The organism is Pseudomonas sp. IPO3774, assembly GCF_013386835.1.
Taxonomy (GTDB): Bacteria; Pseudomonadota; Gammaproteobacteria; order Pseudomonadales; family Pseudomonadaceae; genus Aquipseudomonas.
The window spans coordinates 1-24,389 of record NZ_JACAQY010000028.1; the positions used below are offsets into that span (position 1 = coordinate 1).

Annotated in this window: 22 protein-coding genes; 5 read left to right on the plus strand and 17 right to left on the minus strand. The window is 60.9% G+C overall.

The genetic code is table 11. The features are described from left to right. Positions 1-291: 291 nt before the first annotated feature. Both HYE77_RS16500 and pdeM read left to right on the plus strand, forming a co-directional pair. Complete coding sequence (locus HYE77_RS16500; protein ID WP_177036970.1) at positions 292-2,769, plus strand: ligase-associated DNA damage response DEXH box helicase; 2,478 nt, start codon at positions 292-294, stop codon at positions 2,767-2,769. Next, on the plus strand, positions 2,769-3,425 hold the full coding sequence (pdeM, locus tag HYE77_RS16505) for a ligase-associated DNA damage response endonuclease PdeM (RefSeq protein WP_003219271.1): 657 nt from the start codon (positions 2,769-2,771) through the stop codon (positions 3,423-3,425). Before HYE77_RS16500 ends, pdeM begins: the two co-directional genes overlap by 1 nt. A gap of 31 nt (positions 3,426-3,456) precedes the next feature. Here the strand turns inward: pdeM and HYE77_RS16510 are convergent, their stop codons facing one another. Together HYE77_RS16510 and dcd are read right to left on the minus strand one after the other, a co-directional pair. Continuing rightward, complete coding sequence (locus tag HYE77_RS16510; protein WP_003219272.1) at positions 3,457-3,660, minus strand: hypothetical protein; 204 nt, start codon at positions 3,658-3,660, stop codon at positions 3,457-3,459. Positions 3,661-3,767: 107 nt separating this feature from the next. Then, positions 3,768-4,334: a dCTP deaminase gene (dcd, locus tag HYE77_RS16515; protein WP_003219273.1), complete on the minus strand. Its 567-nt coding sequence runs from the start codon at positions 4,332-4,334 to the stop codon at positions 3,768-3,770. Positions 4,335-4,712: 378 nt separating this feature from the next. Here dcd and HYE77_RS16520 point away from each other — a divergent pair, with 378 nt between their 5' ends. After that, positions 4,713-4,922 carry a cold-shock protein gene (locus tag HYE77_RS16520; RefSeq protein WP_002554837.1) on the plus strand — a complete coding sequence of 70 codons (210 nt, stop codon included), beginning with the start codon at positions 4,713-4,715 and terminating at the stop codon, positions 4,920-4,922. Between the two features lie 334 nt (positions 4,923-5,256). Here the strand turns inward: HYE77_RS16520 and rpoS are convergent, their stop codons facing one another. From rpoS to HYE77_RS16560, 8 genes are all read right to left on the minus strand, one after another. Continuing rightward, entirely contained in the window at positions 5,257-6,261 is a 1,005-nt protein-coding gene (gene rpoS / locus HYE77_RS16525) for an RNA polymerase sigma factor RpoS (RefSeq protein ID WP_003219274.1), read from the minus strand. A gap of 105 nt (positions 6,262-6,366) precedes the next feature. Next, complete coding sequence (locus tag HYE77_RS16530; RefSeq protein ID WP_032898924.1) at positions 6,367-7,203, minus strand: peptidoglycan DD-metalloendopeptidase family protein; 837 nt, start codon at positions 7,201-7,203, stop codon at positions 6,367-6,369. A gap of 210 nt (positions 7,204-7,413) precedes the next feature. Beyond that, on the minus strand, positions 7,414-8,049 hold the full coding sequence (locus HYE77_RS16535; protein ID WP_010176736.1) for a protein-L-isoaspartate(D-aspartate) O-methyltransferase: 636 nt from the start codon (positions 8,047-8,049) through the stop codon (positions 7,414-7,416). Positions 8,050-8,090: 41 nt separating this feature from the next. After that, the gene (gene surE, locus HYE77_RS16540; RefSeq protein ID WP_003219278.1) at positions 8,091-8,840 is read right to left on the minus strand and encodes a 5'/3'-nucleotidase SurE; all 750 of its coding nucleotides are present in this window, start codon (positions 8,838-8,840) and stop codon (positions 8,091-8,093) included. Continuing rightward, positions 8,828-9,886 (minus strand): tRNA pseudouridine(13) synthase TruD, encoded by a 1,059-nt coding sequence (gene truD / locus HYE77_RS16545; protein ID WP_003219280.1) that lies wholly within the window; start codon positions 9,884-9,886, stop codon positions 8,828-8,830. Before truD ends, surE begins: the two co-directional genes overlap by 13 nt. Continuing rightward, positions 9,883-10,356, minus strand: a complete 474-nt coding sequence (gene ispF, locus HYE77_RS16550; protein WP_003219282.1) for a 2-C-methyl-D-erythritol 2,4-cyclodiphosphate synthase — start codon at positions 10,354-10,356, stop codon at positions 9,883-9,885. Before ispF ends, truD begins: the two co-directional genes overlap by 4 nt. A 54-nt stretch (positions 10,357-10,410) precedes the next feature. Then, positions 10,411-11,256 carry an S-formylglutathione hydrolase gene (gene fghA, locus HYE77_RS16555; RefSeq protein ID WP_003219284.1) on the minus strand — a complete coding sequence of 282 codons (846 nt, stop codon included), beginning with the start codon at positions 11,254-11,256 and terminating at the stop codon, positions 10,411-10,413. 8 nt (positions 11,257-11,264) lie between these two features. After that, positions 11,265-12,377 (minus strand): S-(hydroxymethyl)glutathione dehydrogenase/class III alcohol dehydrogenase, encoded by a 1,113-nt coding sequence (locus tag HYE77_RS16560; RefSeq protein ID WP_008432216.1) that lies wholly within the window; start codon positions 12,375-12,377, stop codon positions 11,265-11,267. A gap of 109 nt (positions 12,378-12,486) precedes the next feature. Here HYE77_RS16560 and HYE77_RS16565 point away from each other — a divergent pair, with 109 nt between their 5' ends. Continuing rightward, positions 12,487-13,383 carry a LysR substrate-binding domain-containing protein gene (locus HYE77_RS16565; RefSeq protein WP_003219287.1) on the plus strand — a complete coding sequence of 299 codons (897 nt, stop codon included), beginning with the start codon at positions 12,487-12,489 and terminating at the stop codon, positions 13,381-13,383. Between the two features lie 69 nt (positions 13,384-13,452). Next, complete coding sequence (locus HYE77_RS16570; protein WP_177069005.1) at positions 13,453-16,491, plus strand: dermonecrotic toxin domain-containing protein; 3,039 nt, start codon at positions 13,453-13,455, stop codon at positions 16,489-16,491. 3 nt (positions 16,492-16,494) lie between these two features. On the opposite strand, the gene ispD is transcribed toward HYE77_RS16570, so the two are convergent. The 7 genes from ispD to HYE77_RS16605 form a co-directional block, all read right to left on the minus strand. Next, the gene (gene ispD, locus HYE77_RS16575; RefSeq protein WP_003219291.1) at positions 16,495-17,205 is read right to left on the minus strand and encodes a 2-C-methyl-D-erythritol 4-phosphate cytidylyltransferase; all 711 of its coding nucleotides are present in this window, start codon (positions 17,203-17,205) and stop codon (positions 16,495-16,497) included. Further along, the gene (gene ftsB, locus HYE77_RS16580; RefSeq protein WP_003219292.1) at positions 17,202-17,480 is read right to left on the minus strand and encodes a cell division protein FtsB; all 279 of its coding nucleotides are present in this window, start codon (positions 17,478-17,480) and stop codon (positions 17,202-17,204) included. The genes ispD and ftsB overlap by 4 nt, the downstream gene beginning before the upstream one ends. 171 nt (positions 17,481-17,651) lie before the next feature. Next, positions 17,652-18,941 carry a phosphopyruvate hydratase gene (eno, locus tag HYE77_RS16585; RefSeq protein ID WP_003219294.1) on the minus strand — a complete coding sequence of 430 codons (1,290 nt, stop codon included), beginning with the start codon at positions 18,939-18,941 and terminating at the stop codon, positions 17,652-17,654. A gap of 156 nt (positions 18,942-19,097) precedes the next feature. Further along, complete coding sequence (kdsA, locus tag HYE77_RS16590) at positions 19,098-19,943, minus strand: 3-deoxy-8-phosphooctulonate synthase (RefSeq protein ID WP_003219295.1); 846 nt, start codon at positions 19,941-19,943, stop codon at positions 19,098-19,100. A gap of 5 nt (positions 19,944-19,948) precedes the next feature. Further along, on the minus strand, positions 19,949-21,580 hold the full coding sequence (locus tag HYE77_RS16595; RefSeq protein ID WP_003219298.1) for a CTP synthase: 1,632 nt from the start codon (positions 21,578-21,580) through the stop codon (positions 19,949-19,951). 273 nt (positions 21,581-21,853) lie between these two features. Beyond that, positions 21,854-23,173 (minus strand): tRNA lysidine(34) synthetase TilS, encoded by a 1,320-nt coding sequence (gene tilS / locus HYE77_RS16600; protein WP_177069006.1) that lies wholly within the window; start codon positions 23,171-23,173, stop codon positions 21,854-21,856. A gap of 175 nt (positions 23,174-23,348) precedes the next feature. Next, positions 23,349-24,296, minus strand: a complete 948-nt coding sequence (locus tag HYE77_RS16605; RefSeq protein ID WP_003219302.1) for an acetyl-CoA carboxylase carboxyltransferase subunit alpha — start codon at positions 24,294-24,296, stop codon at positions 23,349-23,351. Between the last annotated feature and the right edge of the window lie 93 nt (positions 24,297-24,389).

Here is a 24,389-nt window from a genome sequence, read left to right on the forward strand (position 1 = left end):
GGTAAATCGGCAAGGATGCCGATTTAGCCGCGCCGGGCCATGGATGGCCCGTCGCGGCGGCCCGCGGAGCCGTGCCGGAGTGCGGGCATGCCGAGCCTAGGCGAGGCACCGAGTGGTGGGGCAAAGACCTTTTGGTTACTTTTGGGGCGTTTGCCAAAAGTGACCCGCTGTAAGAGCGGAACCATAGGCGGCCGTTACCTAAATAACGGATATACACCCCCCCCAAAAAATCGCAGTTAAACCTTTCCCCCACCCCACAGGTCTCTGAATTACACCCCCAGAGCCCCAAGCATGGCCAAATCCCCCAACTTCGCCAAAGACTGGTTCACCGCCAAGGGCTGGAAACCGTTCGCCTTCCAAAAAGACGTATGGCACGCAGTCAAGGAAGGCCAGTCGGGACTGCTCCACGCCAGCACCGGCGCCGGGAAAACCTACGCCCTGTGGTTCGCCGCCCTCAACCGCTTCGCCATCACCGAAACCACACCCCGCAAACGCAAAGCCCCCGCCGAACCGCTGGCCGTCCTGTGGATCACCCCAATGCGCGCCCTGGCCGCCGACACCGCCCGCGCCCTTGAGGCCCCGCTCGAATCACTGAAAATCCCCTGGACCGTCGGCCTGCGCACCGGCGACACCAGCAGCAGCGAACGCGCCCGCCAAACCCGCCGTCTGCCCACCACCCTGATCACCACCCCGGAAAGCCTCACGCTGATGCTCGCCCGCGCCGACAGCCAGCCCAGCCTGTCGCACCTGCGCATGGTGGTAGTGGACGAATGGCACGAACTGATCGGCAACAAACGCGGCGTGCAATTGCAACTGGCCCTCGCCCGCCTGCGGCAATGGCACCCCGAGCTGATTGTGTGGGGCATTTCTGCAACCCTGGGTAATCAGGCCCACGCGTTGGAGGTGTTGATCCCACAAGGCGGCGGGATCAACGTCCAAGGCCAAACCACCAAACAGTTGCGAGTGGACACCCTGTTGCCACCGGTTATCGAGCGCTTTCCGTGGGCCGGCCATATCGGCCTGAAAATGCTCCCGCAAGTGGTGGCCGAAGTCGATGCCAGCAGCAGTTGCCTGGTGTTCACCAACACACGGGCACAATCGGAAATCTGGTACCAGGCCCTGCTCGACGCGCGCCCCGACTGGGCCGGAGTGATTGCCCTGCACCACGGCTCGCTGTCCCGGGAAACCCGGGACTGGGTGGAGCGAGCCCTGAAGGAGGGGCAACTGAAGGCCGTGGTGTGCACGTCGAGCCTGGACCTGGGGGTAGATTTCCTGCCGGTGGAACGGGTACTGCAGATTGGCTCCGCCAAGGGCGTAGCCCGGCTGATGCAGCGCGCAGGGCGCTCCGGCCACGCACCGGGCCGGCCTTCGCGGGTCACGCTGGTGCCAACCCACAGCCTGGAAATGGTGGAAGCCGCTGCCGCGCAGGACGCCATCGCTGAACGGCGCATAGAAGCGCGCCAGTCGCCTCACAAGCCGCTGGATGTGCTGGTGCAGCATCTGGTGAGCATGGCGCTGGGCGGCGGCTTTGTGCCGGATGAGCTGCTGGCGGAGGTGCGCACCGCGTGGGCCTATCGTGACCTGAGCGCAGCAGACTGGGCCTGGGCCCTGGGCTTCGTGCGCCATGGTGGCCTGTCGCTGACGGCCTACCCGGATTACCGCCGGGTCGAGCCGGACGAACACGGCATCTGGCGCGTCCCCGACGCACGCCTGGCGCGGCGCCATCGCATGAGCGTGGGTACGATCGTCAGCGACGCCAGCATCCAGCTGAAATTCTGGAGCAAAGGCGGCGGTGGCAAGACCCTGGGCAGTGTCGAGGAAGGCTTTATTGCACGACTGAAGCCAGGGGATGGTTTCCTGTTCGCCGGCCGCTTGCTGGAGTTGGTACGGGTGGAAAACATGACTGCTTATGTGAAGCGCAGCACCGCGAAAAAGGCTGCCGTGCCACGCTGGAACGGCGGGCGCATGCCTCTTTCCAACGAGCTGGCCCAGGCGGTGGTCGAGCGCTTTGATGCAGCTGCCCACGGTCACTATCTCGGCCCGGAGATGCAAGCGGTGCAACCCTTGCTGGAAACCCAGCTGCGCTGGTCCGGACTGCCGACCCGCGATCACTTGCTGGCCGAGGCCCTCAAGTCCCGGGAGGGCTGGCATCTGTTCCTGTATCCGTTTGCCGGGCGCCAGGTGCATCTGGGGCTGGCGAGCCTGCTGGCCTGGCGCGTCAGCCGGCGGCAGGCGGTGACGTTCTCGATTGCGGTCAATGACTATGGGCTGGAACTGCTGAGTGCCACCGAAGTGGATTGGCCTGAGTTATTGGGCGGCGAACTGCTGAGCGCGGATCATCTGCTGGATGACGTGGTAGCCAGCCTGAATGCCGGTGAGCTGGCCCTGCGACGTTTTCGCGAGATCGCGCGGATCGCCGGGCTGGTGTTCGCAGGCTATCCGGGCGCGCCGAAAAGTACGCGTCAGGTCCAGGCTTCCAGCGGTTTGTTCTTTGAGGTATTCAAGCAATATGACCCGCAGAACCTGCTGCTGACCCAGGCCGGGGAAGAAGTCCTGCGGGATGAGCTGGATATTCGTCGCCTGGAAGAGACCTTGCGCCACCTGTCTGGGTTGAAGCTGGACCTGCATCGCATCAAACGGCCTACGCCGTTGGCCTTTCCGCTGCTGGTGGAACGTTTTCGGGAAAGCCTGAGCTCGGAAAAACTCTCGGAGCGGATTGCGCGGATGGTCAAGGATCTGGAAAAAGTCGCCGATAACGGGAAGCCCTGATGCCCGCTCATTACCCGATACATCTGGCGGAAGAAGCGCTGTGGTTGCTGGCGGACAAGGCAGTGTACTGGCCTGCGAGAAAGTGCCTGCTGATCGCCGACGCGCATTTTGGCAAGGCGTCGGCCTATCGCAGCCTGGGCCAGCCAGTGCCACAGGGCACGACGACGGCCAACCTGCAGCGCCTGGACCGGTTGTTGGCGGCTTTCCCCGGCGCGCAGGTGATCTTTCTCGGCGACTTTCTCCACGGGCCCGGCTCTCACGCCAGCGGCACCCTGAACGCCCTGAGAGCCTGGCGTGAGCGTCATGCAGGCGTGGCGCTCACGCTGATTCGCGGCAACCACGACAAACGCGCTGGCGACCCGCCTGGCGATCTGAATATTGAGGTGGTGACCGAACCCTTGCTGATGGGCCCGTTTGCCTTGCAGCACGAGCCCGACGCCCATGCCAGCCACCATGTGCTGGCCGGGCACGTGCATCCGGTGTATCGCCTGCGGGGCAAGGGCCGGCAAAGCTTGCGCCTGCCGTGCTTCCTGATCGGCAACCAAGTCAGCCTGCTACCGGCGTTCGGCGCTTTTACCGGGGGTTATTCAGTGACGCAGGAAGAAGGCAGCCGGATCTTCGTGATCGGAGACCAGGAAGTATGGCCAGTGCGTTGAGCAACTGACCATTGGCGACACGTGCAGGAAATCAGGCCACAGGGGCGGGAGGCGGTTCGTCAGGGAGAGTGGGTTCGCCAGGCTCTTCAGGCTGGTTGGGCCAGGGATCATCGGGACCTGGCTGGCCGGGAATGCCGCCTGCGGCGGGATCGGCCATCAAGGACCAGGCCATCACACCAATCTGGTTGGGTTCAAGCCGGGCGAGTTCGGCGCTGATTCGCGGATCGAGCTTCATAGGGGACTCCTCAAGCGTGGCCCGGCGCGTTGTGCACGCGTCGGGGCAGTACACCCAATAGAGTGCATGCCCGCTGACAAATTCCCTTAGCCTGTAAGACGATTCGATCAAGTGCGTGGGAGAGTGACGCCGCGCTGGCCCTGATACTTGCCGCCACGGTCCTTATAGGACACTTCGCACTCTTCGTCGGATTCGAAGAACAGCATCTGCGCCACGCCTTCGTTGGCGTAGATTTTTGCCGGCAAGGTGGTGGTGTTGGAGAACTCCAGGGTGACGTGCCCTTCCCATTCCGGCTCCAGCGGCGTCACGTTGACGATGATGCCGCAGCGCGCGTAGGTGCTTTTGCCCAGGCAGATAGTCAGGACATTACGCGGGATACGGAAGAATTCGACGGTGCGCGCCAGGGCAAAGGAGTTTGGCGGGATGATGCAGACGTCGCTCTTGACGTCGACGAAGCTTTTTTCGTCGAAGTTTTTCGGATCGACGGTTGCCGAGTTGATGTTGGTGAACACCTTGAACTCATCGGCGCAGCGTACGTCGTAGCCGTAGCTGGAAACCCCGAACGAGATCAGCCGCTCAGCGCCTTCGCCACGCATCTGGCGCTCCACGAAGGGCTCGATCATGCCGTGCTCTTGCGCCATGCGGCGAATCCACTTGTCCGATTTGATGCTCATGGCGGGTGTCCTGAATAGCGAGGTGAAAAAATTCTGTTGGGCATCTTACCGGGGCTGGCCCCGTGGTTCAAAGGGGCGGCTGTTTTTCTTGGCGCCGCGCAGCCCCTGCTGGGCGGGGCGCACCTTCAATTGTGGGGTGTTGGTGCGGTATCAGGGTGCCGCCAGTCACGAAAATAGAGAAACCTTCGGAAATACCATTGGCACGTTCCGGAAAAAGGGTTAAGGTGGCGCCACTGTGCTGCTTGTGTCACTGAGAATCTCTACACGATATGTTGAATTTCGATCCAACCATCTCCAAGAATTTTTCCTGCTCTTTGCACTCAGTCTCGGCCAGGGCTTTTCCTGAGTCGCAGTTAACTTTGTCCAAGGAGATACACCATGTCTAATCGCCAAACTGGTACCGTTAAGTGGTTCAACGATGAAAAAGGCTTCGGCTTCATCACTCCACAATCCGGTGACGACCTGTTCGTTCACTTCAAAGCTATCCAATCCGACGGCTTCAAAAGCCTGAAAGAAGGCCAACAGGTTTCTTTCATCGCTACCCGCGGTCAGAAAGGCATGCAAGCTGAAGAAGTTCAAGTTATCTAACTTGTACTGATTTAGTCGAAAAGCCCCGCCCTCAAAAGCGGGGCTTTTTTGTGCCCGCTCGTTCCTACGCTCTGCGTGGGAATGCCTCTTGTGACGCTCTGCATCACGCTTTGAGACGCGGAGCGTCCTGGGCTGCATTCCCACGCAGAGCGTGGGAACGAGCAAAGAGGGGCTTTTTTTGTGCTCGGGATTTGCCAATCACACGATGTAATTCCATGCACAAAAAAATGTGGGAGCGGGCTTGCTCGCGAAAGCGGTGAATCAGTCGCCAGATAGGCTGACTGAAACACCGTATTCGCGAGCAAGCCCGCTCCCACATTTCATCCTGCGTCGTTTATTGAAACAACGACTCACTCGACAAGCCATTCTTCTCGAGGATCTCGCGCAAGCGCTTGAGGCCCTCGACCTGGATCTGCCGCACCCGCTCACGGGTCAAGCCAATCTCCAGGCCAACATCTTCCAGGGTGCTGCTTTCGTGGCCGCGCAGCCCGAAGCGGCGAATCACCACCTCACGCTGTTTGTCCGTCAGCTCCGAAAGCCACTGGTCGATGCTTTGCGACAGATCGTCGTCCTGCAGCAACTCACATGGGTCCGTAGGACGATCATCGGTCAGGGTGTCCAGCAGGGTTTTATCCGAATCCGGACCCAGCGAGACATCGACGGAAGACACCCGCTCATTGAGACCGAGCATGCGCTTGACCTCTCCCACCGGTTTTTCCAGCAGGTTGGCGATTTCTTCAGGCGAAGGTTCATGATCGAGTTTCTGTGTCAGCTCACGCGCCGCCCGCAGGTAGACGTTGAGCTCCTTGACCACATGGATCGGCAACCGGATCGTACGGGTCTGATTCATGATCGCCCGTTCGATGGTCTGACGAATCCACCAGGTGGCGTAGGTCGAAAAGCGGAAGCCCCGCTCAGGGTCGAACTTTTCCACCGCCCGGATCAGGCCGAGATTGCCTTCCTCGATCAAGTCCAACAGGGACAGCCCACGATTGACGTAGCGTCGGGCGATTTTCACCACCAGTCGCAGGTTGCTCTCAATCATGCGCTTGCGCCCAGCCGGATCGCCCTTTTGCGACAAGCGCGCAAAATGGACTTCTTCTTCGGGAGTGAGCAGAGGGGAAAAGCCGATTTCATTGAGGTACAACTGAGTCGCGTCGAGCGCCCGTGTGTAATCAATGTACTTGTGTTGCTTTAACGCGGTGGAGTTCTTGGATTTGGTGCGAACTGAAGGTACAGCAGGTCCCTCATTCGACATCGATTCCGTATCGATGACAGTCTCCATAAGGAGAACCTCATCGTCGATGTCAAACTCCGGCGCTTCTTTACTGAGAGCCATTGTTATAGTCCTTTGGTGAGTTCGACCTCAAGCTCAAGCGACGCCTTTATCCTTGGCAACGCTGGAGCCTGTTCCTACTACGTAAGGAACAGGCTGTGCAACACATCAACGACGGGGAAGGAATTGCAGCGGATCAACAGGCTTCCCTTGGCGGCGAATCTCAAAGTGCAGTTTCACCCGGTCTGTACCAGTTGACCCCATTTCGGCAATTGTCTGTCCGACTTTGACCTGCTGCCCCTCCCGAACCAACAGCCTGCGGTTGTGACCGTAGGCACTGACGTAGGTATCGCTGTGTTTGATGATGACCAGCTCGCCGTAGCCCCGTAAACCACTCCCGGCGTACACCACTGTCCCATCAGACGCAGCTAAAACAGGCTGTCCCAAATCCCCGGCGATATCAATGCCTTTATTCAAACTACCGTTTGAAGAGAATTTTCCAATAAGGATGCCATTTGAGGGCCATCCCCAGCCGGTCGGTGCGGGCCCCGCCGGCGGCATCGGCGCAGGTGCCGGCTTGCTCGCAACGCTAGGCGCGGCGGTGCCTGCAGGCCGGGTGATGATGGTGGTCTTGCTCGAAGACGACGGCGAAGAAGCCGTGTTTGTGACTACCGCGGTCGGTGTTGAACCGGTTCGTCCATCGAAACGAATGGTCTGACCTGGATGTATCGTGTATGGCACAGGGATGTTGTTACGGGCGGCGAGCGCCTTGTAATCCCAGCCATAACGAAAGGCGATCGAGAACATCGTATCGCCCTTGCGCACGACGTATTGGCCTGTGGTAACGGTAGGTTTCTGCGGTACCGCGTTATTGCGGTCGACCACCCGCGCACCACCGGATGGCGTGCTTGAACAAGCCGCCAGCAAGGAACTCAAGACAAGGCCAATCACCAGTCGCTGAAAGCTTGTTTGACTCATACGCTGTGCAATGACCGTGAGACTCACCCGCCGCTCCCTTTGTGGTGGCTGACTATGAACGCCTGTATCAGGCTTGAAATATGACGCAAGTATAACTGGCCGTTGGGTTTTTACTGGAAACACGACTCTAAAGAAAATTTCATCATGTTTAACTCCGACGGCTGATGGTGTGGACTCAACAGACCCCGCTGTAAGACACATACCCGGCAATAGAATTCAGTACGCAGAAATAATTGATCAGGCCAGCGGACCGTTGAGCAGCGGGACAAAACGCACGGCGCCGAGCACATGCCGGGAAAAGCCCTCTTCCTCGCGAATGATCAACATTAATTGTTGCACTTCGCCGGAGCCCACCGGAATCACCAGCCGCCCGCCGGGAGCCAGTTGATCGAGCAAGGCCTGGGGCACGTCGGTCGCCACCGCGGTGACGATAATGCCGTTGTATGGCGCCAGTGCCGGCCAGCCTTCCCAGCCATCACCCCAACGGAACACCACGTTGCGCAGGTTCAACTCCACCAGGCGTTCCTTGGCCCGGTCTTGCAACACCTTGATGCGCTCCACGGAAAACACCCGCTCCACCAGCTGCGACAACACGGCCGTCTGGTAGCCGGAGCCGGTGCCGATTTCCAGCACCTTGTCCAGCGGGCCCGCCGCCAGCAGCAACTCACTCATCCGCGCCACCATATAGGGCTGGGAGATGGTCTGGTTGTGGCCGATGGGCAAGGCTGTGTCTTCATAGGCGCGGTGCGCCAGGGCTTCATCGACAAACAGATGCCGCGGGGTACGCCGGATGACTTCCAGCACCTGGGCATTGGACAGCCCTTCTTCATACAGGCGCTGGATCAATCGCTCGCGGGTGCGCTGGGAGGTCATCCCGATGCCCCGGCGCAGCAGGTCGTCTTGTTCACGAGCCATCAGCGCAGCCCCTCCAGCCAGCCATCGAGGCTACTGAAGGCATCACTGAAGGTGCGATCGAGTTGCAACGGGGTAATCGAGACATAACCTTGCATCACCGCATGAAAGTCCGTGCCCTCGCCACCGTCCTCGGCATCGCCGGCAGCGGCAATCCAGTACCCTTCCCTGCCACGCGGGTCGACCACCTTCAGCGGCGCTGCCGCACGGGCGCGGTGGCCGAGGCGGGTCAGCTGGATACCGCGAATGTGGTCCAGGGGCAGATTGGGAATATTGACGTTGAGCACCGTGCGCGGCGGCAGGACCAGGGTGTCATGGGCCTCCACCAGCTTGCGGGCGAAATACGCCGCAGTCGCCAGGTTGTCCAGTTGACGGGACGCAAACGAAAAAGCGAACGAGGTCCGACCGAGGAAGCGCCCTTCAAGGGCTGCCGCCACCGTACCGGAATACAGCACGTCGTCACCCAGGTTGGCGCCCAGGTTGATCCCGGAAACCACCAGGTCCGGCTCGCGGTCCAGCAGGCTGTTGATCGCCAGGTGCACGCAGTCGGTCGGCGTGCCATTCACGCTGATAAAGCCGTTGGGCAACGTCTGTGTATGCAACGGACGGTCGAGCGTCAGCGAGCTGCTGGCGCCGCTTTTGTCCTGGTCCGGGGCAACCACCACGCACTCGGCGTAATCCGCCAGCGCAGCATGAAGCGCGGCAAGGCCGGGTGCAGTGACCCCGTCGTCGTTAGATATCAGAATACGCATGGGCTGTCCGTCTGCCCCACCGGCACCAGATCTACAAGCTCGCGCACCAAGACAGTGGCGAAGCATCCAGCCGGCAGGACGAATTCCAATTGCAGAATGTCAGGTTCGGGATAATGCCACGTCAACCCGCCAATGGGCAGTCGAAGAATGCGACGTTCCTGGCTCATGCCGGCATTCACCAGCCAATCCCGCAGTTCGGCTTCACCGTCGGCAATCGCCTGTTCCAGCGCGAAGGTTGCTCCCGCCGCCGGCGAATCACCTTCGCCCCACTGCGGGCCGGTGGGATGCAGGTCGAGGATTGCCAGGCGCGGGTCGCTGCATTCAGCCTCCCCCGCCGGGAAAAAGCTGCGGCTGTCGGTAAACGCCAGCAAGTCACCGACCTGGGCGCGCTGCCAGGAACCGTCGGCCACCCGCGCCGCCAGCACTTTATTGAACAGGAAGCTGCGGGCCGTCGAGAGCAGGCGCGAACGCACATTGCGCTGCTCCGGCAAGGCCTTGCGCGCCGCCCAGTCACGGGCATCGACGACGTTGCCGCCGTTATGGCCGAAACGCTGGGCGCCGAAATAGTTGGGAATGCCTTGCCGGGCGATCAGTTGCAGGCGGGCGTCGATGGCCGCCGCATCCCCGGCAAACTGGGTCAGGCGCAAGGTAAAGCCGTTGGCCGAATGCGCGCCGCGCTGCAGCTTGCGCTTGTGACGGCCGGTCTTGAGGATCTTCAGGGTGTCGTTTTCAGCCGCGCTCAGGTCCGGGTCCGCCTTGCCCGGCAACTGCACGCTGAACCACTGGCGTGTCAGCGCCTGGCGGTCCTTGAGCCCGGCGTAGCTGACGGTACGCAACGGCACGCCCGCCGCCTTGGCAATCCGCCGCGCCGCCTCTTCGGTATTCAGGCCGCGCTTTTCCACCCACAACCACAGGTGTTCACCCTCGCCGGTCAGCGGGATATCCAGCACTTCATCCACCTGGAAGTCTTCAGCGGTGGCCTTCAGAACAGCGCTGCCCAAGGCCTCGCCATAGGCACGCGGGCCCAGCAGTTGCAGATCATTCATGCGCGCAGCAACAAGGCAACGGAGTGCACGGCAATGCCCTCTTCGCGACCGGTAAACCCGAGCTTTTCGGTGGTGGTGGCTTTTACGTTCACTTGATCCAACTCAACTTGAAGATCCGCGGCAATCAGCGCGCGCATCGTTTCGATATGCGGTGCCATCTTGGGCGCCTGGGCGACGATGGTGTTGTCGACGTTGCCGACCTTCCAGCCCTTGGCATGGATCAAGCCGACCACGTGACGCAACAGCACACGACTGTCCGCGCCCTTGAAGGTCGGGTCGGTATCCGGAAAGTGCTTGCCGATGTCGCCCAACGCGGCTGCGCCGAGCAAGGCATCGCTCAAGGCATGCAGCACCACGTCGCCGTCGGAATGAGCCAGCAACCCGTGGTGGTGCGCGATCCGCACGCCGCCCAGGGTGATGAAATCGCCTTCGGCGAAACGGTGCACATCATAGCCGTGGCCAATACGCATAAAAAAACGCCCCGATTTAATTCAGGGCGTGATTCTACCTACTTTTGCCTCACATTAACCGAGCAAAGCGCGCGCGTGATGGCGTAAATGGTCTTCGATGAAGCTGGCGATAAAGAAGTAGCTGTGGTCATAGCCCGGTTGCAGACGCAGCTCCAGCGGATGGTTCGCCGCCCTGGCCGCCTGTTGCAACGCTTCAGGCTTGAGCTGCACCGCGAGGAAATCGTCGCGGTCGCCCTGGTCCACCAGCAATGGCAGCTTTTCCGAGGCTTCGCTGATCAACACGCAGGCATCCCATTCGCGCCATTTCGAGCGCTCTTCGCCCAGGTAGCGGGAGAATGCCTTCTGGCCCCACGGGCAATCCATCGGGTTGTTGATCGGCGAGAACGCCGACACCGACTGATAACGCCCCGGGTTGCGCAAGGCACACACCAGCGCACCATGGCCGCCCATGGAGTGGCCGCTGATCCCGCGTTTGGCCGACGCCGGGAAATGCGCCTCGACCAATGCCGGCAACTCCTGCACCACGTAGTCATGCATCCTATAGTGCTGGGCCCAGGGCTCCTGGGTGGCGTTCAGGTAGAAACCGGCGCCCAGGCCAAAGTCCCAGGCGTTGTCCGGATCACCCGGCACACCGGGGCCGCGCGGGCTGGTGTCCGGCGCAACAATGATCAACCCCAGCTCGGCTGCCATGCGTTGCGCGCCGGCCTTCTGCATGAAGTTCTCATCGGTGCAGGTCAGGCCCGATAGCCAGTACAGCACCGGCAATTTGCCGCCCTGCTCCGCTTGCGGTGGCAGGTACACGGCGAAGGTCATGTCGCAACCCAGCACGTCGGAATGATGCTTGTAGCGTTTATGCCAGCCGCCGAAGCTTTTCTGGCACGACAGGTTTTCCAGACTCATGGCCGACCTCAGAAGTGAATGACGGTGCGGATGCTCTTGCCTTCATGCATCAGGTCAAACGCCTTGTTGATATCTTCCAGGCCCATGGTGTGGGTGATGAACGTATCCAGCGGGATTTCACCGGCCTGGGCCATTTCCACATAGCTTGGCAACTCGCTGCGACCGCGCACGCCGCCGAACGCCGAACCGCGCCAGACGCGGCCGGTGACCAGTTGGAACGGACGGGTCGCGATTTCCTGGCCGGCACCGGCCACACCGATGATCACCGACTCGCCCCAACCTTTGTGGCAGCACTCAAGGGCCGCACGCATCAGTTGGACATTGCCGATGCACTCGAAGGAAAAGTCGACGCCGCCGTCGGTCAAATCGACGATCACGTCCTGGATCGGGCGGTCGTAGTCTTTCGGGTTGATGCAGTCGGTGGCACCCAGCTGCCTGGCGATTTCAAACTTGGCCGGGTTGATGTCGATGGCAATGATGCGGCCGGCCTTGGCTTTCACCGCGCCGATCACCGCCGACAGGCCGATGCCGCCCAGGCCGAAGATGGCCACGGTGTCGCCTGGCTTGACCTTGGCGGTGTTGATCACTGCACCGATACCGGTGGTGACGCCACAGCCCAGCAGGCAGACTTTTTCCAGCGGCGCTTCTTTGGGAATCTTCGCTACGGAGATTTCCGGCAGCACGGTGTATTCGGAGAACGTCGAAGTGCCCATGTAGTGGAAAATCGGCTGGCCCTTGTAGGAAAAGCGCGAGGTGCCATCTGGCATCAGGCCTTTGCCCTGGGTGGCGCGAATCGCCTGGCAGAGGTTGGTCTTGCCCGACAGGCAGAATTTGCACTTGCCGCATTCCGGGGTGTACAGCGGGATCACGTGGTCGCCCACCGCCACCGAGGTCACGCCTTCGCCGATGGCTTCAACCACGGCGCCGCCTTCGTGGCCGAGGATCGACGGGAAAATGCCTTCCGGGTCCGCGCCCGACAGGGTGTAGGCATCGGTATGGCACACACCGGACGCCACCACCCGCAACAGCACCTCGCCCGCCTTGGGCATGGCCACATCCACTTCAACGATCTCGAGGGGTTTCTTGGCTTCGAAGGCTACGGCCGCGCGGGACTTGATCATCCGGTTTCTCCATCGGGTTAAAAACGTAAGGCCGGCAGTGTAAAACATGCTCATCTGATTAATAATCCAGACAAAAGCAAAACATTATTGCCGTACAGGGACAATCAGCATGCTGGAAAACCGCTGGGAGGGCATCGACGAGTTCGTCGCCGTGGCCGAATGCAGCCAATTCACCGCGGCCGCCGAGCGCCTGGGCGTGTCGTCGTCCCATATCAGCCGCCAGGTCGCGCGACTGGAAGAGCGCCTGCAAACACGCTTGCTGTATCGCAGCACGCGCAAGGTGACACTGACCGAAGCCGGCCAGACCTTCCTGCAACATTGCCAGCGATTGCAGGACGGTCGCGAAGAAGCCTTGCGCGCCGTGGGCGACCTGGCCAGCGAGCCCAAGGGAATGTTGCGCATGACCTGCGCAGTGGCTTACGGCGAGCGTTTTATCGTGCCGCTGGTGACGCGGTTCATGGCGCTTTATCCGCAATTGCGCGTGGACGTGGAATTGACCAACCGCCAGCTGGACCTGGTGCACGAAGGCCTGGACCTGGCGATTCGCCTCGGGCGCCTGGCGGATTCGCGCATGGTTGCCAGCCGCCTCGCGCCGCGGCGTATGTACCTGTGCGCGTCACCGTCCTACCTGGCCAGGTACGGGCGGCCACATAGCTTGTCGGAGTTAAGCCGGCATAACTGCCTGATCGGCAGCTCGGATATTTGGCAACTGGCCCAGGACGGGCGCGAATTTTCCCAGCGGGTACAGGGAAACTGGCGCTGCAACAGCGGGCAAGCGGTGCTGGATGCGGCCCTGCAAGGTGTCGGTCTTTGCCAGTTGCCGGACTATTACGTGCTGGAGCATTTGCACAGCGGCGCACTGGTGTCGTTACTCGAAGCCCATCAACCGCCCAACACCGCGGTTTGGGCGCTGTACCCACAACAACGCCACCTTTCGCCCAAAGTGCGAAAACTGGTGGACTTTCTCAAGGAGGGCCTGGGCAACCACCCCGTCTACCTGCGATAGACAGCTACCGCCCATGCAGCGCCTGAGTGCCGGTAAATAGCCTTTTTTACTGCGTAACCAGGCACCCCCATGATAACCAACGGCCCGCAACTCCAGCGCATCAGTCATTTCGTTCGCAAGGTCCTGGCGGATTTCCCCGTACCTTCGCAAATCGCCGCCCAGTTGATCCGCGAGCGGGTACAGCCCCTCAGCCAGGTCGAGTTCGACCCGGATACCACCCTCCTCGCCACCCTCGAATACAACACCGACAATCCCAATGCGGCCTTCACCGCCGTGGTGATCCAGTCGATGTCGCTGACCGAGGCCATGATCTGCAATGCGCCCCAGCCCCCGGGCGGCATGCTCAATACCACCGGGTTTTCCACCACTGCACCTTATTTCAATATTGTCAGCGAGCTGCCGCGCTTGATGGATAACCGGATTCCGGCAATGTTCAACGAAGAGTTCATCGTCTCGGGCTGGATCCCGCCAAGGCGTTATGAGGCGCTGTATCTGCAAAGCCAGCCCCAGGTTTACGACCCGAGCACGCAGCTGCAGATTTCACCAAAAACCTTCAGGCACATCGTTAACTCAAGCCATTTCGAACAAACCTACGACGAGGCGATCGGCAAGTTCTGGAACAGCCACCGGGAAAACTACAACACCCTGATGCGCATCGCGTTCACCAAAGCCTATCTGGAACAGTTCCATGAGTTCACCCTGACCGTGGCAGAGAGACAGCTGGCGGCACGGGCGGCGGGAATCGGCATCGACAAGAACCACGACAACCTCACCCTGGAGGATTTCCAGGAGCCCTATCGCCTCGACCCAAACCTGTCCCTGCGGCTATTGCGCGTTCACAACAGCGAATCCACCGACATCCTGACCATCACCGATAACCAAAGCCAGGTGACCCTGCTCTATATCCCGGGCAACTCCTCGCCCTTCCATGGGTTCAATAACCCGGCAGACATGCGCAGTTGGCTGGTGGAAACGGCAAGGGACGCCACTCAACGCAAGGCGCTGACCCAACACTTCGACGAGGACGCCATCGACTCCGGCCTGATCTACAGCGGCGTGGAGGAGGCACTGGTGGGGATGGCGGTGTTTCCGAAGCCGGCAACCTCCCCGGGTTTGTTCAACAGCCTGCGGGCCGATAACTACTGGGATCCCGAGCAGTACATCAATAACCCGATGTATCCGGCACTGGGCAGTAACCCGTTTGAGTTCATCGCCCGGCAGATCAGGGTACGCCTTGCAAAAGTAGCGGCGCGAAGCTTTATTTCGCCCCTGGATACGCTCAAGGCCGACACCCTGGATGCCCTGGAAAAAGCCTGCATCCTGGCGATTCCCGTGGCACTGGCCATGGGCAACGCGCTACTGGCGGAATTTTGCTTCCTGACCTCCGGCGCGACTGAAATGGTGGTGGGTGCCGACGACCTGCTGCGCGGCAAACCCCACGCGAAGGAGCGCATTGTATTCGGCGCCCTTAACGCGCTGCCGGTGGTCGCCCATGGCGTGTCCAAGGGGCTCAAGGGCCTCGAAAGCCTGCGCCCCACCCTGGGCCCGGCAGTACGCCAGGATGCGGGCCGGATCAGCGTCAGCGCCATCAACGAAACCTCCATGGCGGCCAACACCGAGACGCGCACCCTGAGCCCACGGATGACTCCCGGCGGCCTGCAGACCATCCGGATTCACGGCGACCTGTACCTGACCTACAAGACCCCCAATGAATCAGGCTTCTTCGAACTGTTCGTAATGGCTCCCAACGCGCCAAACACGCTGCAATCCACCGGCCTGTATGCCATCCAGAGCGCCGACCTGAAATGGCGCACGGCCGGGCTGGCCGGCGGAGGCGCATTTCGCAATGCCTGGCAAAGGGTCTACACGCTGTTCGGCGGCCCGCAACACTCGACGTTCTACAGTGCCTACGAGATGCCACCCCCCGCACGCGAGACCGTTTCGGAGATGCTCACCGACACCAGTTCGTTTTCGGAAAACCTTGAACCCGTGGGCAGCGGTGCCCAGCCGGTGAAAGACACCCGCAAGTTGTTTTTCGAGAAAAGAACCAAGCTGTCTGAAGATGCCACGATATTCTTTGCCAACTTGTCGTTTTCACCGATGCGGCCCGTGCTTCCAAGGCTCAGCCTGAATGAATCGCAGCCGACTATCATTCAAAAACTGCTGCACGCCAGCGACGGCCTGGTGATCGGCGAAAGCCATGGAGCCCTGTCGAGCAAGGCGTTCCTGATCAACAACATGCCGCTGTTGGCCAGCGAGGGGGTCAAACGCCTCTATTTCGAGCATCTGCTGACGGATGTACACATGCCCTTGCTCAAGGCGTTCTACCGTACCCGAAGCGCGGTGATGCCCGAGGAACTCAAGGGCTTCCTCAACAACATCTACCCGCCGTTGCGCGACCGGCACTACTCGTTCGTCAACATCGTCACCGCAGCCCGTGACGCCGGGATCAAAACCCAGCCGATCGACTGCACTGTCAGCTACATGCTGCGCGACCTGCCCGACACCGCCGACAACTTGCGCCAGCGCATGATGAACTACTACGCCACCGAGGTGATTCAATGGATCCAGACCACCAAGCCGCGCCCGGGAAAATGGGTCGCACTGGTGGGTGACAGCCATACCAATACCTACAAAGGGATTCCGGGGATCGCCGAACTCACCGGCAGCATCGGCCTGCGGATCGAGGATGCAGCGGCTGGCGGGCACCTCGGCGTCGAAGTGGACACGGGACGCACCGCCAGCCTGGGCATCGGCAAGGGTGAGGGAACGGTCAAGGCCAACCTGGTCCTGCGGGTGGACCGCGCCAGCTTGCAACGCCCGGCGCAACCGGCGCCCGCCCCCTCCCAGCCCCAGGCCAGGACGCCACAGACGCTGCTGACCAAGCCAGGCCAGTTCATGCTGACCCCGGCCACCGTCACGACACCGGCACACCTTCACTACCGTTCACGGCGAGGCGACGTACGCCATTTCAGGATCGATCAACAGGGCGGCCGATACGCCATCAGCGCGCCCGGTTGGGCCGTGGACGGCAAACCGTTCGACAGCATTCAGGCACTGGTGGATGAGTTCAAGACCCCGGCCGGGGTTGAACAGATGACGGTGTGAGCGTCAGGAAGACTGGAAAGTCCGACGCTGGCGCAGCCATTCTAGGTCTTCCGGGCGCGTGACCTTGAGGTTGTCGGAACGGCCTTCGATCAGGCGAGGCGCATGCCCGGCCCATTCCATGGCCGAGGCTTCGTCGGTGATGACCACGTCCGAGACCAGGCTGTCGGCCAAGGCCCGGTGCAGCGCGCCAAGGTGGAACATCTGCGGGGTGTAGGCCTGCCAGATCGGCGTGCGATCAACCGTTTCCAACACGCGCCCGTGCTTGTCGGCGCGCTTGAGGGTGTCCCGCGCCGGCACGGCCAGCAGCCCACCCACGCTGTCGTCGGCCAGTTCAAAGAGCAACTTGTCCAGGTCATCGCGGCTGAGGTTCGGCCGGGCGGCGTCATGCACCAGCACCCAATCGTCATCGCTCGCGCCCTGGCCGTGCAGGTAAAGCAAGGCATTGAGGACCGAACCCGAGCGCTCTTCGCCGCCGTCAACGCGCACAATGCGTGGGTCGGTGGCGCAAGCCAGGGTCGGCCAGTAAGGATCATCCATCGCAACGCTGACCACCAGCCCCTTGAGGCCCGGATGATCGAGGAAACAGCCAAGGCTGTGTTCGAGAATAGTGCGCCCACCCAATTGCAAGTACTGCTTGGGACGGTCCGCGGCCATACGGGCACCCACGCCCGCGGCAGGAATCACAGCCCAGAAGGCCGGTGACGAAATGCTCATTGGGCCAACTGGTAGAGGGTTTCGCCCTCCTTGACCATGCCCAACTCATGGCGAGCCCGCTCTTCAACGGTCTCCATGCCTTTTTTCAATTCAAGTACTTCGGCATCGAGCACGCGATTGCGCTCCAGCAACACCTCGTTTTCGGCGTGCTGTGCGGCAATTTGCTGGGTCAGTTCGGTGACCTGCGCCAAGCTGCCATTCCCCACCCAAAGGCGGTACTGCAGGCCAGCCAGCAGCAAGAGCAAGACGAGGAACAACCAATTGGGACTGCGCATCGAATATCGGGTATCCAGTGAAAAAAGACAGCCATGCAAAACTTTTGCAGCAACTGATAGCACGAAGCCTGGAAAAACCAGGCTTGTGCTTGTTAGTCATGAGATTAGCGCCGAAATTCACGCTGCCGTGATTTTTCCGACGTAATCCGCTGACCTTTTACCATTTAACAATCAGCCGCGAAACTCGCTGCGACCGTTGTACTTGGCTTTGCCGCCCAGTTGCTCTTCGATACGCAGCAATTGGTTGTACTTGGAAACGCGATCGGAACGGCACAGGGAACCGGTCTTGATCTGCCCAGCCGAAGTGCCCACGGCCAGGTCGGCAATGGTCGAGTCTTCGGTTTCGCCGGAGCGGTGGGAGATCACGGCGGTGTAGCCCGCAGCCTTGGCCATCTGGATGGCTTCCAGGGTTTCGGTCAGGGTGCCGATCTGGTTGAACTTGATCAGGATCGAGTTGGCGATCTTTTTGTCGATGCCTTCTTTCAGGATCTTGGTGTTGGTCACGAACAGGTCGTCGCCCACCAGTTGGATCTTCTCGCCGATCTTGTCGGTCAACACTTTCCAGCCAGCCCAGTCGGACTCGTCCAGGCCGTCTTCGATCGAGATGATCGGGTAGCGCTCGGTCAGGCCCTTGAGGTAGTCAGCAAAACCTTCCGAGGTGAAGACGTGGCCTTCGCCGGACAGGTTGTACTTGCCGTCTTCGTAGAATTCGCTGGCCGCGCAGTCCAGGGCCAGGGTCACGTCGGTGCCCAGCTTGTAGCCAGCGTTGGCCACGGCTTCGGAGATCACTTTCAGTGCATCTTCGTTGGACGCCAGGTTCGGCGCGAAACCACCTTCGTCACCCACTGCAGTGCTCAGGCCACGGGCCTTCAGCACAGCCTTGAGGTGATGGAAAATCTCGGTGCCCATGCGCAGGCCTTCGGAGAAGGTCTTGGCGCCAACCGGCTGCACCATGAATTCCTGGATGTCGACGTTGTTATCAGCGTGCTCGCCACCGTTGATGATGTTCATCATCGGAACCGGCATCGAGTAGACACCCGGGGTACCGTTCAGGTTGGCGATGTGGGCGTACAGCGGCAGGTCCTGGTCCTGTGCAGCGGCCTTGGCAGCGGCCAGGGACACGGCGAGGATGGCGTTGGCGCCCAGGCTGCCTTTGTTTTCGGTACCGTCGAGCTTGATCATCGCGTGATCGAGGGCTTTCTGGTCAAGTGGATCCTTGCCCAGCAGCAGGTCGCGGATCGGGCCATTGATGTTGGCCACCGCCTTGAGTACACCCTTGCCCAGGTAACGGCTCTTGTCGCCATCACGCAGTTCAAGTGCTTCGCGGGAACCTGTGGAAGCACCGGACGGCGCGCAGGCGCTGCCGATGATGCCGTTATCGAGAAGCACGTCGGCTTCGACGGTAGGGTTGCCACGGGAGTCGAGAACTTCACGACCTTTGATGTCGACGATTTTTGCCATTGTTGTAAACACTCCAAAGTTGACGAAAACGACGCAGCTGAAGGAAATCTTTTGACCGACCGCAAGGGTGGAACAACGGGCAGGCTTGCAGGCGACAAGGCTCAGGCCTGCGGGCCTGAGCGTAAAGCGAGGGAAAGTCTACCGGAGAAATGGCGCTTACGCGGTCTCTACCGTCGGAAAACTCTTGACCAGGTCGTCCAACTGCTTCAACTGGGCCAGGAATGGCTCCAGCTTGTCCAGGCGCAGGGCGCATGGGCCGTCGCACTTGGCGTTGTCCGGGTCCGGGTGGGCTTCCAGGAACAAACCTGCCAGGGACTGGCTGATGCCGGCCTTGGCCAGGTCCAGTACCTGGGCACGGCGCCCGCCAGCGGAATCGGCGCGACCACCGGGCATTTGCAGCGCGTGGGTCACGTCGAAGAACACTGGGTATTCGAACTGTTTCATGATGCCGAAACCGAGCATGTCCACCACGAGGTTGTTGTAGCCGAAGCTCGAACCACGCTCGCAGAGGATCAACTGGTCGTTACCCGCTTCCACGCACTTGTTCAGGATATGTTTCATTTCCTGAGGCGCGAGGAACTGGGCTTTCTTGATATTGATCACAGCGCCGGTCTTGGCCATCGCGACCACGAGGTCGGTCTGGCGCGACAGGAAGGCCGGCAACTGGATGATGTCGCACACCTCGGCAACCACGGCAGCCTGCTCAGGCTCGTGGACGTCGGTGATGATCGGCACGCCGAAGGCTTGCTTGATGTCCTGGAAGATCCGCATGCCTTCTTCAAGGCCCGGGCCGCGGTAGGAGGTCACGGACGAACGGTTGGCCTTGTCGAAGCTGGCCTTGAATACGTAGGGGATACCGAGTTTCTCGGTCACCTTCACGTACTCTTCACAGACCTGCATCGCCATGTCGCGGCTTTCCAGCACGTTCATGCCGCCGAACAGCACCATGGGCTTGTCGTTGGCAATCTCGATGTCGCCTACGCGAATGATCTTCTGGGCCATCAGGTTTACGCCTTCTTCTGATGTTGCGTCAGTGCTGCTTTAACGAAGCCGCTGAACAACGGGTGACCGTCGCGCGGGGTCGAGGTGAACTCCGGGTGGAACTGGCAAGCCACGAACCATGGATGATCCGGTGCTTCAACCACTTCAACCAGCGCGCCATCACCGGAACGACCGGAGATTTTCAGGCCGGCTTCCATGATTTTCGGCAGCAGGTTGTTGTTCACTTCGTAGCGGTGACGGTGACGCTCGACAATCACGTCCTTGCCGTAGCAATCGTGAACCAGGGACCCCGGCTCCAGCAGGCAATCCTGCGCGCCGAGGCGCATGGTGCCGCCCAGGTCGGAGGCTTCGGTACGGGTTTCGACGGCGCCGGTGGCATCTTCCCACTCGGTGATCAGGCCCACGACCGGATGGCCGCTGGTGCGATCGAACTCGGTGGAGTTGGCGTCTTTCCAGCCCATTACGTTACGGGCGAACTCGATGACCGCCACTTGCATGCCCAGGCAGATACCCAGGTACGGCACCTTGTTCTCACGAGCGTACTGGACGGCAGTGATCTTGCCTTCCACGCCACGCAGACCGAAGCCGCCCGGAACCAGGATGGCATCAACGCCTTCCAGCAGCGCGGTGCCCTGGTTCTCGATGTCTTCGGAGTCGATGTAGCGCAGGTTGACCTTGGTACGGTTGCTGATGCCCGCGTGGCTCATCGCCTCGATCAGCGACTTGTAGGCGTCCAGCAGCTCCATGTACTTGCCGACCATGGCGATGGTGACTTCATGCTCAGGGTTGAGCTTGGCGTCGACCACGGCTTCCCACTCGGACAGATCGGCGCCGCCACATTGCAGGCCGAAGCGCTCGACGACAAAATCATCCAGGCCCTGGGAATGCAGGATGCCCGGGATCTTGTAGATGGTGTCGGCGTCTTCCAGGGCGATTACCGCACGTTCTTCAACGTTGGTGAACTGGGCGATCTTGCGACGGGACGCGATGTCGATCGCGTGGTCGGAGCGGCACACCAGCACGTCCGGCTGCAGGCCGATGGAACGCAGTTCCTTGACCGAGTGCTGGGTAGGCTTGGTTTTGGTTTCGCCGGCGGTGGCGATGTACGGCACCAGCGTCAGGTGCATCAGCATCGCGCGCTTGGCGCCGACTTCGAAACGCAACTGGCGGATGGCTTCGAGGAACGGCTGGGATTCGATGTCACCCACGGTGCCACCGATCTCGACCATTGCCACGTCGGCATCGCCTGCACCCTTGATGATGCGGCGCTTGATTTCGTCGGTGATGTGCGGGATCACCTGGATGGTTGCACCCAGGTAGTCACCACGGCGCTCCTTGCGCAGCACGTGCTCGTAGACACGGCCGGTGGTGAAGTTGTTGTTCTGGGTCATGGTCGTGCGGATGAACCGCTCGTAGTGGCCCAGGTCCAGGTCGGTCTCGGCGCCGTCGTGGGTGACGAACACCTCACCGTGCTGGAACGGGCTCATGGTGCCCGGGTCAACGTTGATGTACGGGTCCAGCTTGAGCATGGTGACCTTAAGTCCCCGCGCCTCCAGGATGGCCGCCAATGAAGCGGAGGCAATGCCTTTCCCCAATGAAGAAACAACACCGCCCGTGACGAATATGTAGCGCGTCATGAAAAACCCTAGAAGTCTGCGTTAAAGCGGTCCGAGCCGCCGGGGAAAGCGAAGGAAGGCCGAAGCCCCCGATCACCTGCATTAATCACAGTGCACCTTTCAAAAAAACCGCCGCGTTGTGACAGACCAGCAATGAAACACCGGTACGTTGATCGCTACACATTTTTTGGAATCGCCCAGCAAAGACTGCTTGGTAATCGGCAACTGCTGCGATTCAGGCGAATCCACAGAAGTTGTATCAAGAAGGGAGCGTAGTCTACCGGAAAGGCTCTATCAGCTCAAACCTTGATCGCAGGTTGGTGGCATCCAATGTAATTGCCAGCCGGTACCGCCACCCGCCGCAAGCCCCGGCAGGTTGGCCACAGCCAGCAATTGCTGGCCCTGATACAGCAGCGGCAATCTGCCACGGATGAAGCCTGGTACCGCACTTTCGTTAAGCAAGCGCTTCAGGTCGCGCCGGCCCCGGCCTGGCAATTCCATGATTTCACCGCCCTGGCGATAACGGATGCTCAGGGGGCCTTCGGGTGCACTGCCGCTGAAGCGCACTTGGCCGTTACCGGGTAACTGTAGTGGGTTTTGCGGGTGCGGCCAGCTCACCGATGCGTCAGAAAATTCCGACCAACTGGCAGGTAACCACCAGATAAGCCCACCACAACGGTGCAATTGACCGTCGGCCAGGCGCCACAGTGGCTGTGCATCGTGTTTGGCGTCGCGCAAGGTCGCCCAGCCGGTCCAGTGGTCGCTGTCGGGCAAGCGTGTCAACGGTGTCAGCCAGTGCCTAAGTGCGTTGCGCTGGCGGGCATCGGAGAGCGCGGCAAGCGGTTCAAGGGTCAGCGAAGGCAATGCCAGCCAGGGAAACACCGGGTGCTGGCTGGCGGCCAGCAGGTCCATCTGCGCCAGTTCGTCGAGCAAGCCGTGGGCTTCGCTCAGATGTTCGGCGCTGCGGGCCATGGTGCTGACGGCTTGGGGCCAACGTTCAGTCAGGTGTGGGAAAACATGGTGGCGCAGGTAATTGCGGGAGAAACGCGGATCAGCGTTCGACGGGTCTTCGATCCAGGTCAATTGATGTTCACGGGCGTAGGCTTCAAGCTCGGCGCGAGACACATCCAGCAAGGGTCGCACCAGATAGCCATCTGCCAAAGGGCGCTGCGCGGGCATTGCCGCCAGGCCACGCACGCCAGCCCCACGCAACAGCCGAAACAGTAAGGTTTCTGCCTGATCGTCACGGTGCTGGCCCGTGACCAGCAACTCCCCTGCCCCGGTGACCTCGGCAAACGCCTGATACCGCGCGTCACGGGCCGCGCGCTCCAGGCTCGCGCCAGGTTGCACCTGCACGCGGATCACCCGCAAAGGCACGCCCAAGGCGTCGCACACGAACTGGCAATGGGCCGGCCACGCATGCGCCGCAGCTTGCAGCCCATGATGAACATGGATAGCGCTGAGTGGCGGGAGCTTGTCGATTTTGGCCCGCGTGGCCAGGAGGTGCAGCAGGACGGTGGAGTCGAGGCCGCCGGAGAAGGCGATATGCCAGGCCGGGGCGCAGCGCCAGGGCGCGACGGCTTGCAGGAGCTTGGCGGTTAACGTGGGCTTCATAGCAAAGTACGCCATCAATCTGGAATGCGATAACCCAGCATACACAAGGCAATGTGGGAGCGGGCTTGCTCGCGAATGCAGTGTGTCAGTCGCCAACTATCTTGACTGAATCACCGCCTTCGCGAGCAAGCCCGCTCCCACACAAGCCAGCTCCCACATTTAGTAACGCGTCGGCTTAGAGACCGTAGCTCATCAGTCGCTCGTAACGACGGGCCAGCAGCGCCTCGTTGTCGAACTTCTTGAGCATCGCCAGCTGCGAGCTGAGTTCGGCACGAATGGTCGCGGCAGCGGCAGCCGGGTCACGGTGGGCGCCGCCCAATGGCTCGGCGATCACTTTATCCACGATACCCAGGCCTTTCAGGCGATCGGCAGTTATGCCCATGGCTTCCGCGGCATCCGGTGCCTTCTCGGCGGTTTTCCACAGGATCGAGGCGCAACCTTCCGGCGAGATCACCGCGTAGGTGGAATATTGCAGCATGTTCAGCTGGTCGCAGACGCCAATCGCCAATGCGCCGCCGGAACCGCCTTCGCCGATCACGGTAGCGATGATTGGCGTCTTCAGGCGCGCCATTACCCGCAGGTTCCAGGCAATCGCTTCGCTCTGGTTGCGCTCTTCCGCGTCGATACCCGGGTAGGCGCCCGGGGTGTCGATGAAGGTCAGGATCGGCATCTTGAAGCGCTCGGCCATTTCCATCAGGCGGCAAGCCTTGCGGTAGCCTTCAGGGCGCGGCATGCCGAAGTTGCGGCGGACTTTCTCGCGCACTTCACGGCCTTTCTGGTGACCGATGACCATCACTGGCTGGTCGTCCAGGCGAGCGATACCGCCCACGATGGCGGCGTCGTCGGAGAAGTGACGGTCGCCGTGCAGTTCGTCGAACTCGGTGAAGATATGGTCGATGTAGTCCAGGGTGTACGGACGGCGCGGGTGGCGGGCCAGGCGCGCGATCTGCCAGCTGGTCAGCTTGCCGAAGATGTCTTCGGTAAGCGTGCTGCTCTTGTCTTGCAGGCGAGCGATTTCATCGCCGATATTCAGCGAATTGTCATTGCCGACCAGGCGCAGCTCTTCGATCTTGGCTTGCAGGTCAGCGATCGGCTGTTCGAAATCAAGAAAATTCGGGTTCATAAGCGTCCGTCTTGGGTCGACGGCCAAGGAGTGCCTGGCCAGCCGGTTGTCTATTCGCGCCCTACCTTAAGGGAGAGGCGCGGTTAGGTCGAG

Excerpts from the sequence above, each read along its gene's own strand:
- HYE77_RS16520 (WP_002554837.1), top strand. The coding sequence starts at position 4,713 with ATGTCTAATCGCCAAACTGGTACCGTTAAGTGGTTCAACGATGAAAAA.
- tilS (WP_177069006.1), bottom strand. The coding sequence starts at position 23,173 with ATGAAGCCCACGTTAACCGCCAAGCTCCTGCAAGCCGTCGCGCCCTGG.
- ispF (WP_003219282.1), bottom strand. The coding sequence starts at position 10,356 with ATGCGTATTGGCCACGGCTATGATGTGCACCGTTTCGCCGAAGGCGAT.
- HYE77_RS16535 (WP_010176736.1), bottom strand. The coding sequence starts at position 8,049 with ATGACCTCCCAGCGCACCCGCGAGCGATTGATCCAGCGCCTGTATGAA.
- ispD (WP_003219291.1), bottom strand. The coding sequence starts at position 17,205 with ATGAGCATTTCGTCACCGGCCTTCTGGGCTGTGATTCCTGCCGCGGGC.
- truD (WP_003219280.1), bottom strand. The coding sequence starts at position 9,886 with ATGAATGATCTGCAACTGCTGGGCCCGCGTGCCTATGGCGAGGCCTTG.
- surE (WP_003219278.1), bottom strand. The coding sequence starts at position 8,840 with ATGCGTATTCTGATATCTAACGACGACGGGGTCACTGCACCCGGCCTT.
- HYE77_RS16560 (WP_008432216.1), bottom strand. The coding sequence starts at position 12,377 with ATGATCAAGTCCCGCGCGGCCGTAGCCTTCGAAGCCAAGAAACCCCTC.
- kdsA (WP_003219295.1), bottom strand. The coding sequence starts at position 19,943 with ATGGCCCAGAAGATCATTCGCGTAGGCGACATCGAGATTGCCAACGAC.
- HYE77_RS16570 (WP_177069005.1), top strand. The coding sequence starts at position 13,453 with ATGATAACCAACGGCCCGCAACTCCAGCGCATCAGTCATTTCGTTCGC.
- HYE77_RS16565 (WP_003219287.1), top strand. The coding sequence starts at position 12,487 with ATGCTGGAAAACCGCTGGGAGGGCATCGACGAGTTCGTCGCCGTGGCC.
- pdeM (WP_003219271.1), top strand. The coding sequence starts at position 2,769 with ATGCCCGCTCATTACCCGATACATCTGGCGGAAGAAGCGCTGTGGTTG.
- dcd (WP_003219273.1), bottom strand. The coding sequence starts at position 4,334 with ATGAGCATCAAATCGGACAAGTGGATTCGCCGCATGGCGCAAGAGCAC.
- rpoS (WP_003219274.1), bottom strand. The coding sequence starts at position 6,261 with ATGGCTCTCAGTAAAGAAGCGCCGGAGTTTGACATCGACGATGAGGTT.
- HYE77_RS16605 (WP_003219302.1), bottom strand. The coding sequence starts at position 24,296 with ATGAACCCGAATTTTCTTGATTTCGAACAGCCGATCGCTGACCTGCAA.
- HYE77_RS16510 (WP_003219272.1), bottom strand. The coding sequence starts at position 3,660 with ATGAAGCTCGATCCGCGAATCAGCGCCGAACTCGCCCGGCTTGAACCC.
- HYE77_RS16500 (WP_177036970.1), top strand. The coding sequence starts at position 292 with ATGGCCAAATCCCCCAACTTCGCCAAAGACTGGTTCACCGCCAAGGGC.
- eno (WP_003219294.1), bottom strand. The coding sequence starts at position 18,941 with ATGGCAAAAATCGTCGACATCAAAGGTCGTGAAGTTCTCGACTCCCGT.
- fghA (WP_003219284.1), bottom strand. The coding sequence starts at position 11,256 with ATGAGTCTGGAAAACCTGTCGTGCCAGAAAAGCTTCGGCGGCTGGCAT.
- ftsB (WP_003219292.1), bottom strand. The coding sequence starts at position 17,480 with ATGCGCAGTCCCAATTGGTTGTTCCTCGTCTTGCTCTTGCTGCTGGCT.
- HYE77_RS16595 (WP_003219298.1), bottom strand. The coding sequence starts at position 21,580 with ATGACGCGCTACATATTCGTCACGGGCGGTGTTGTTTCTTCATTGGGG.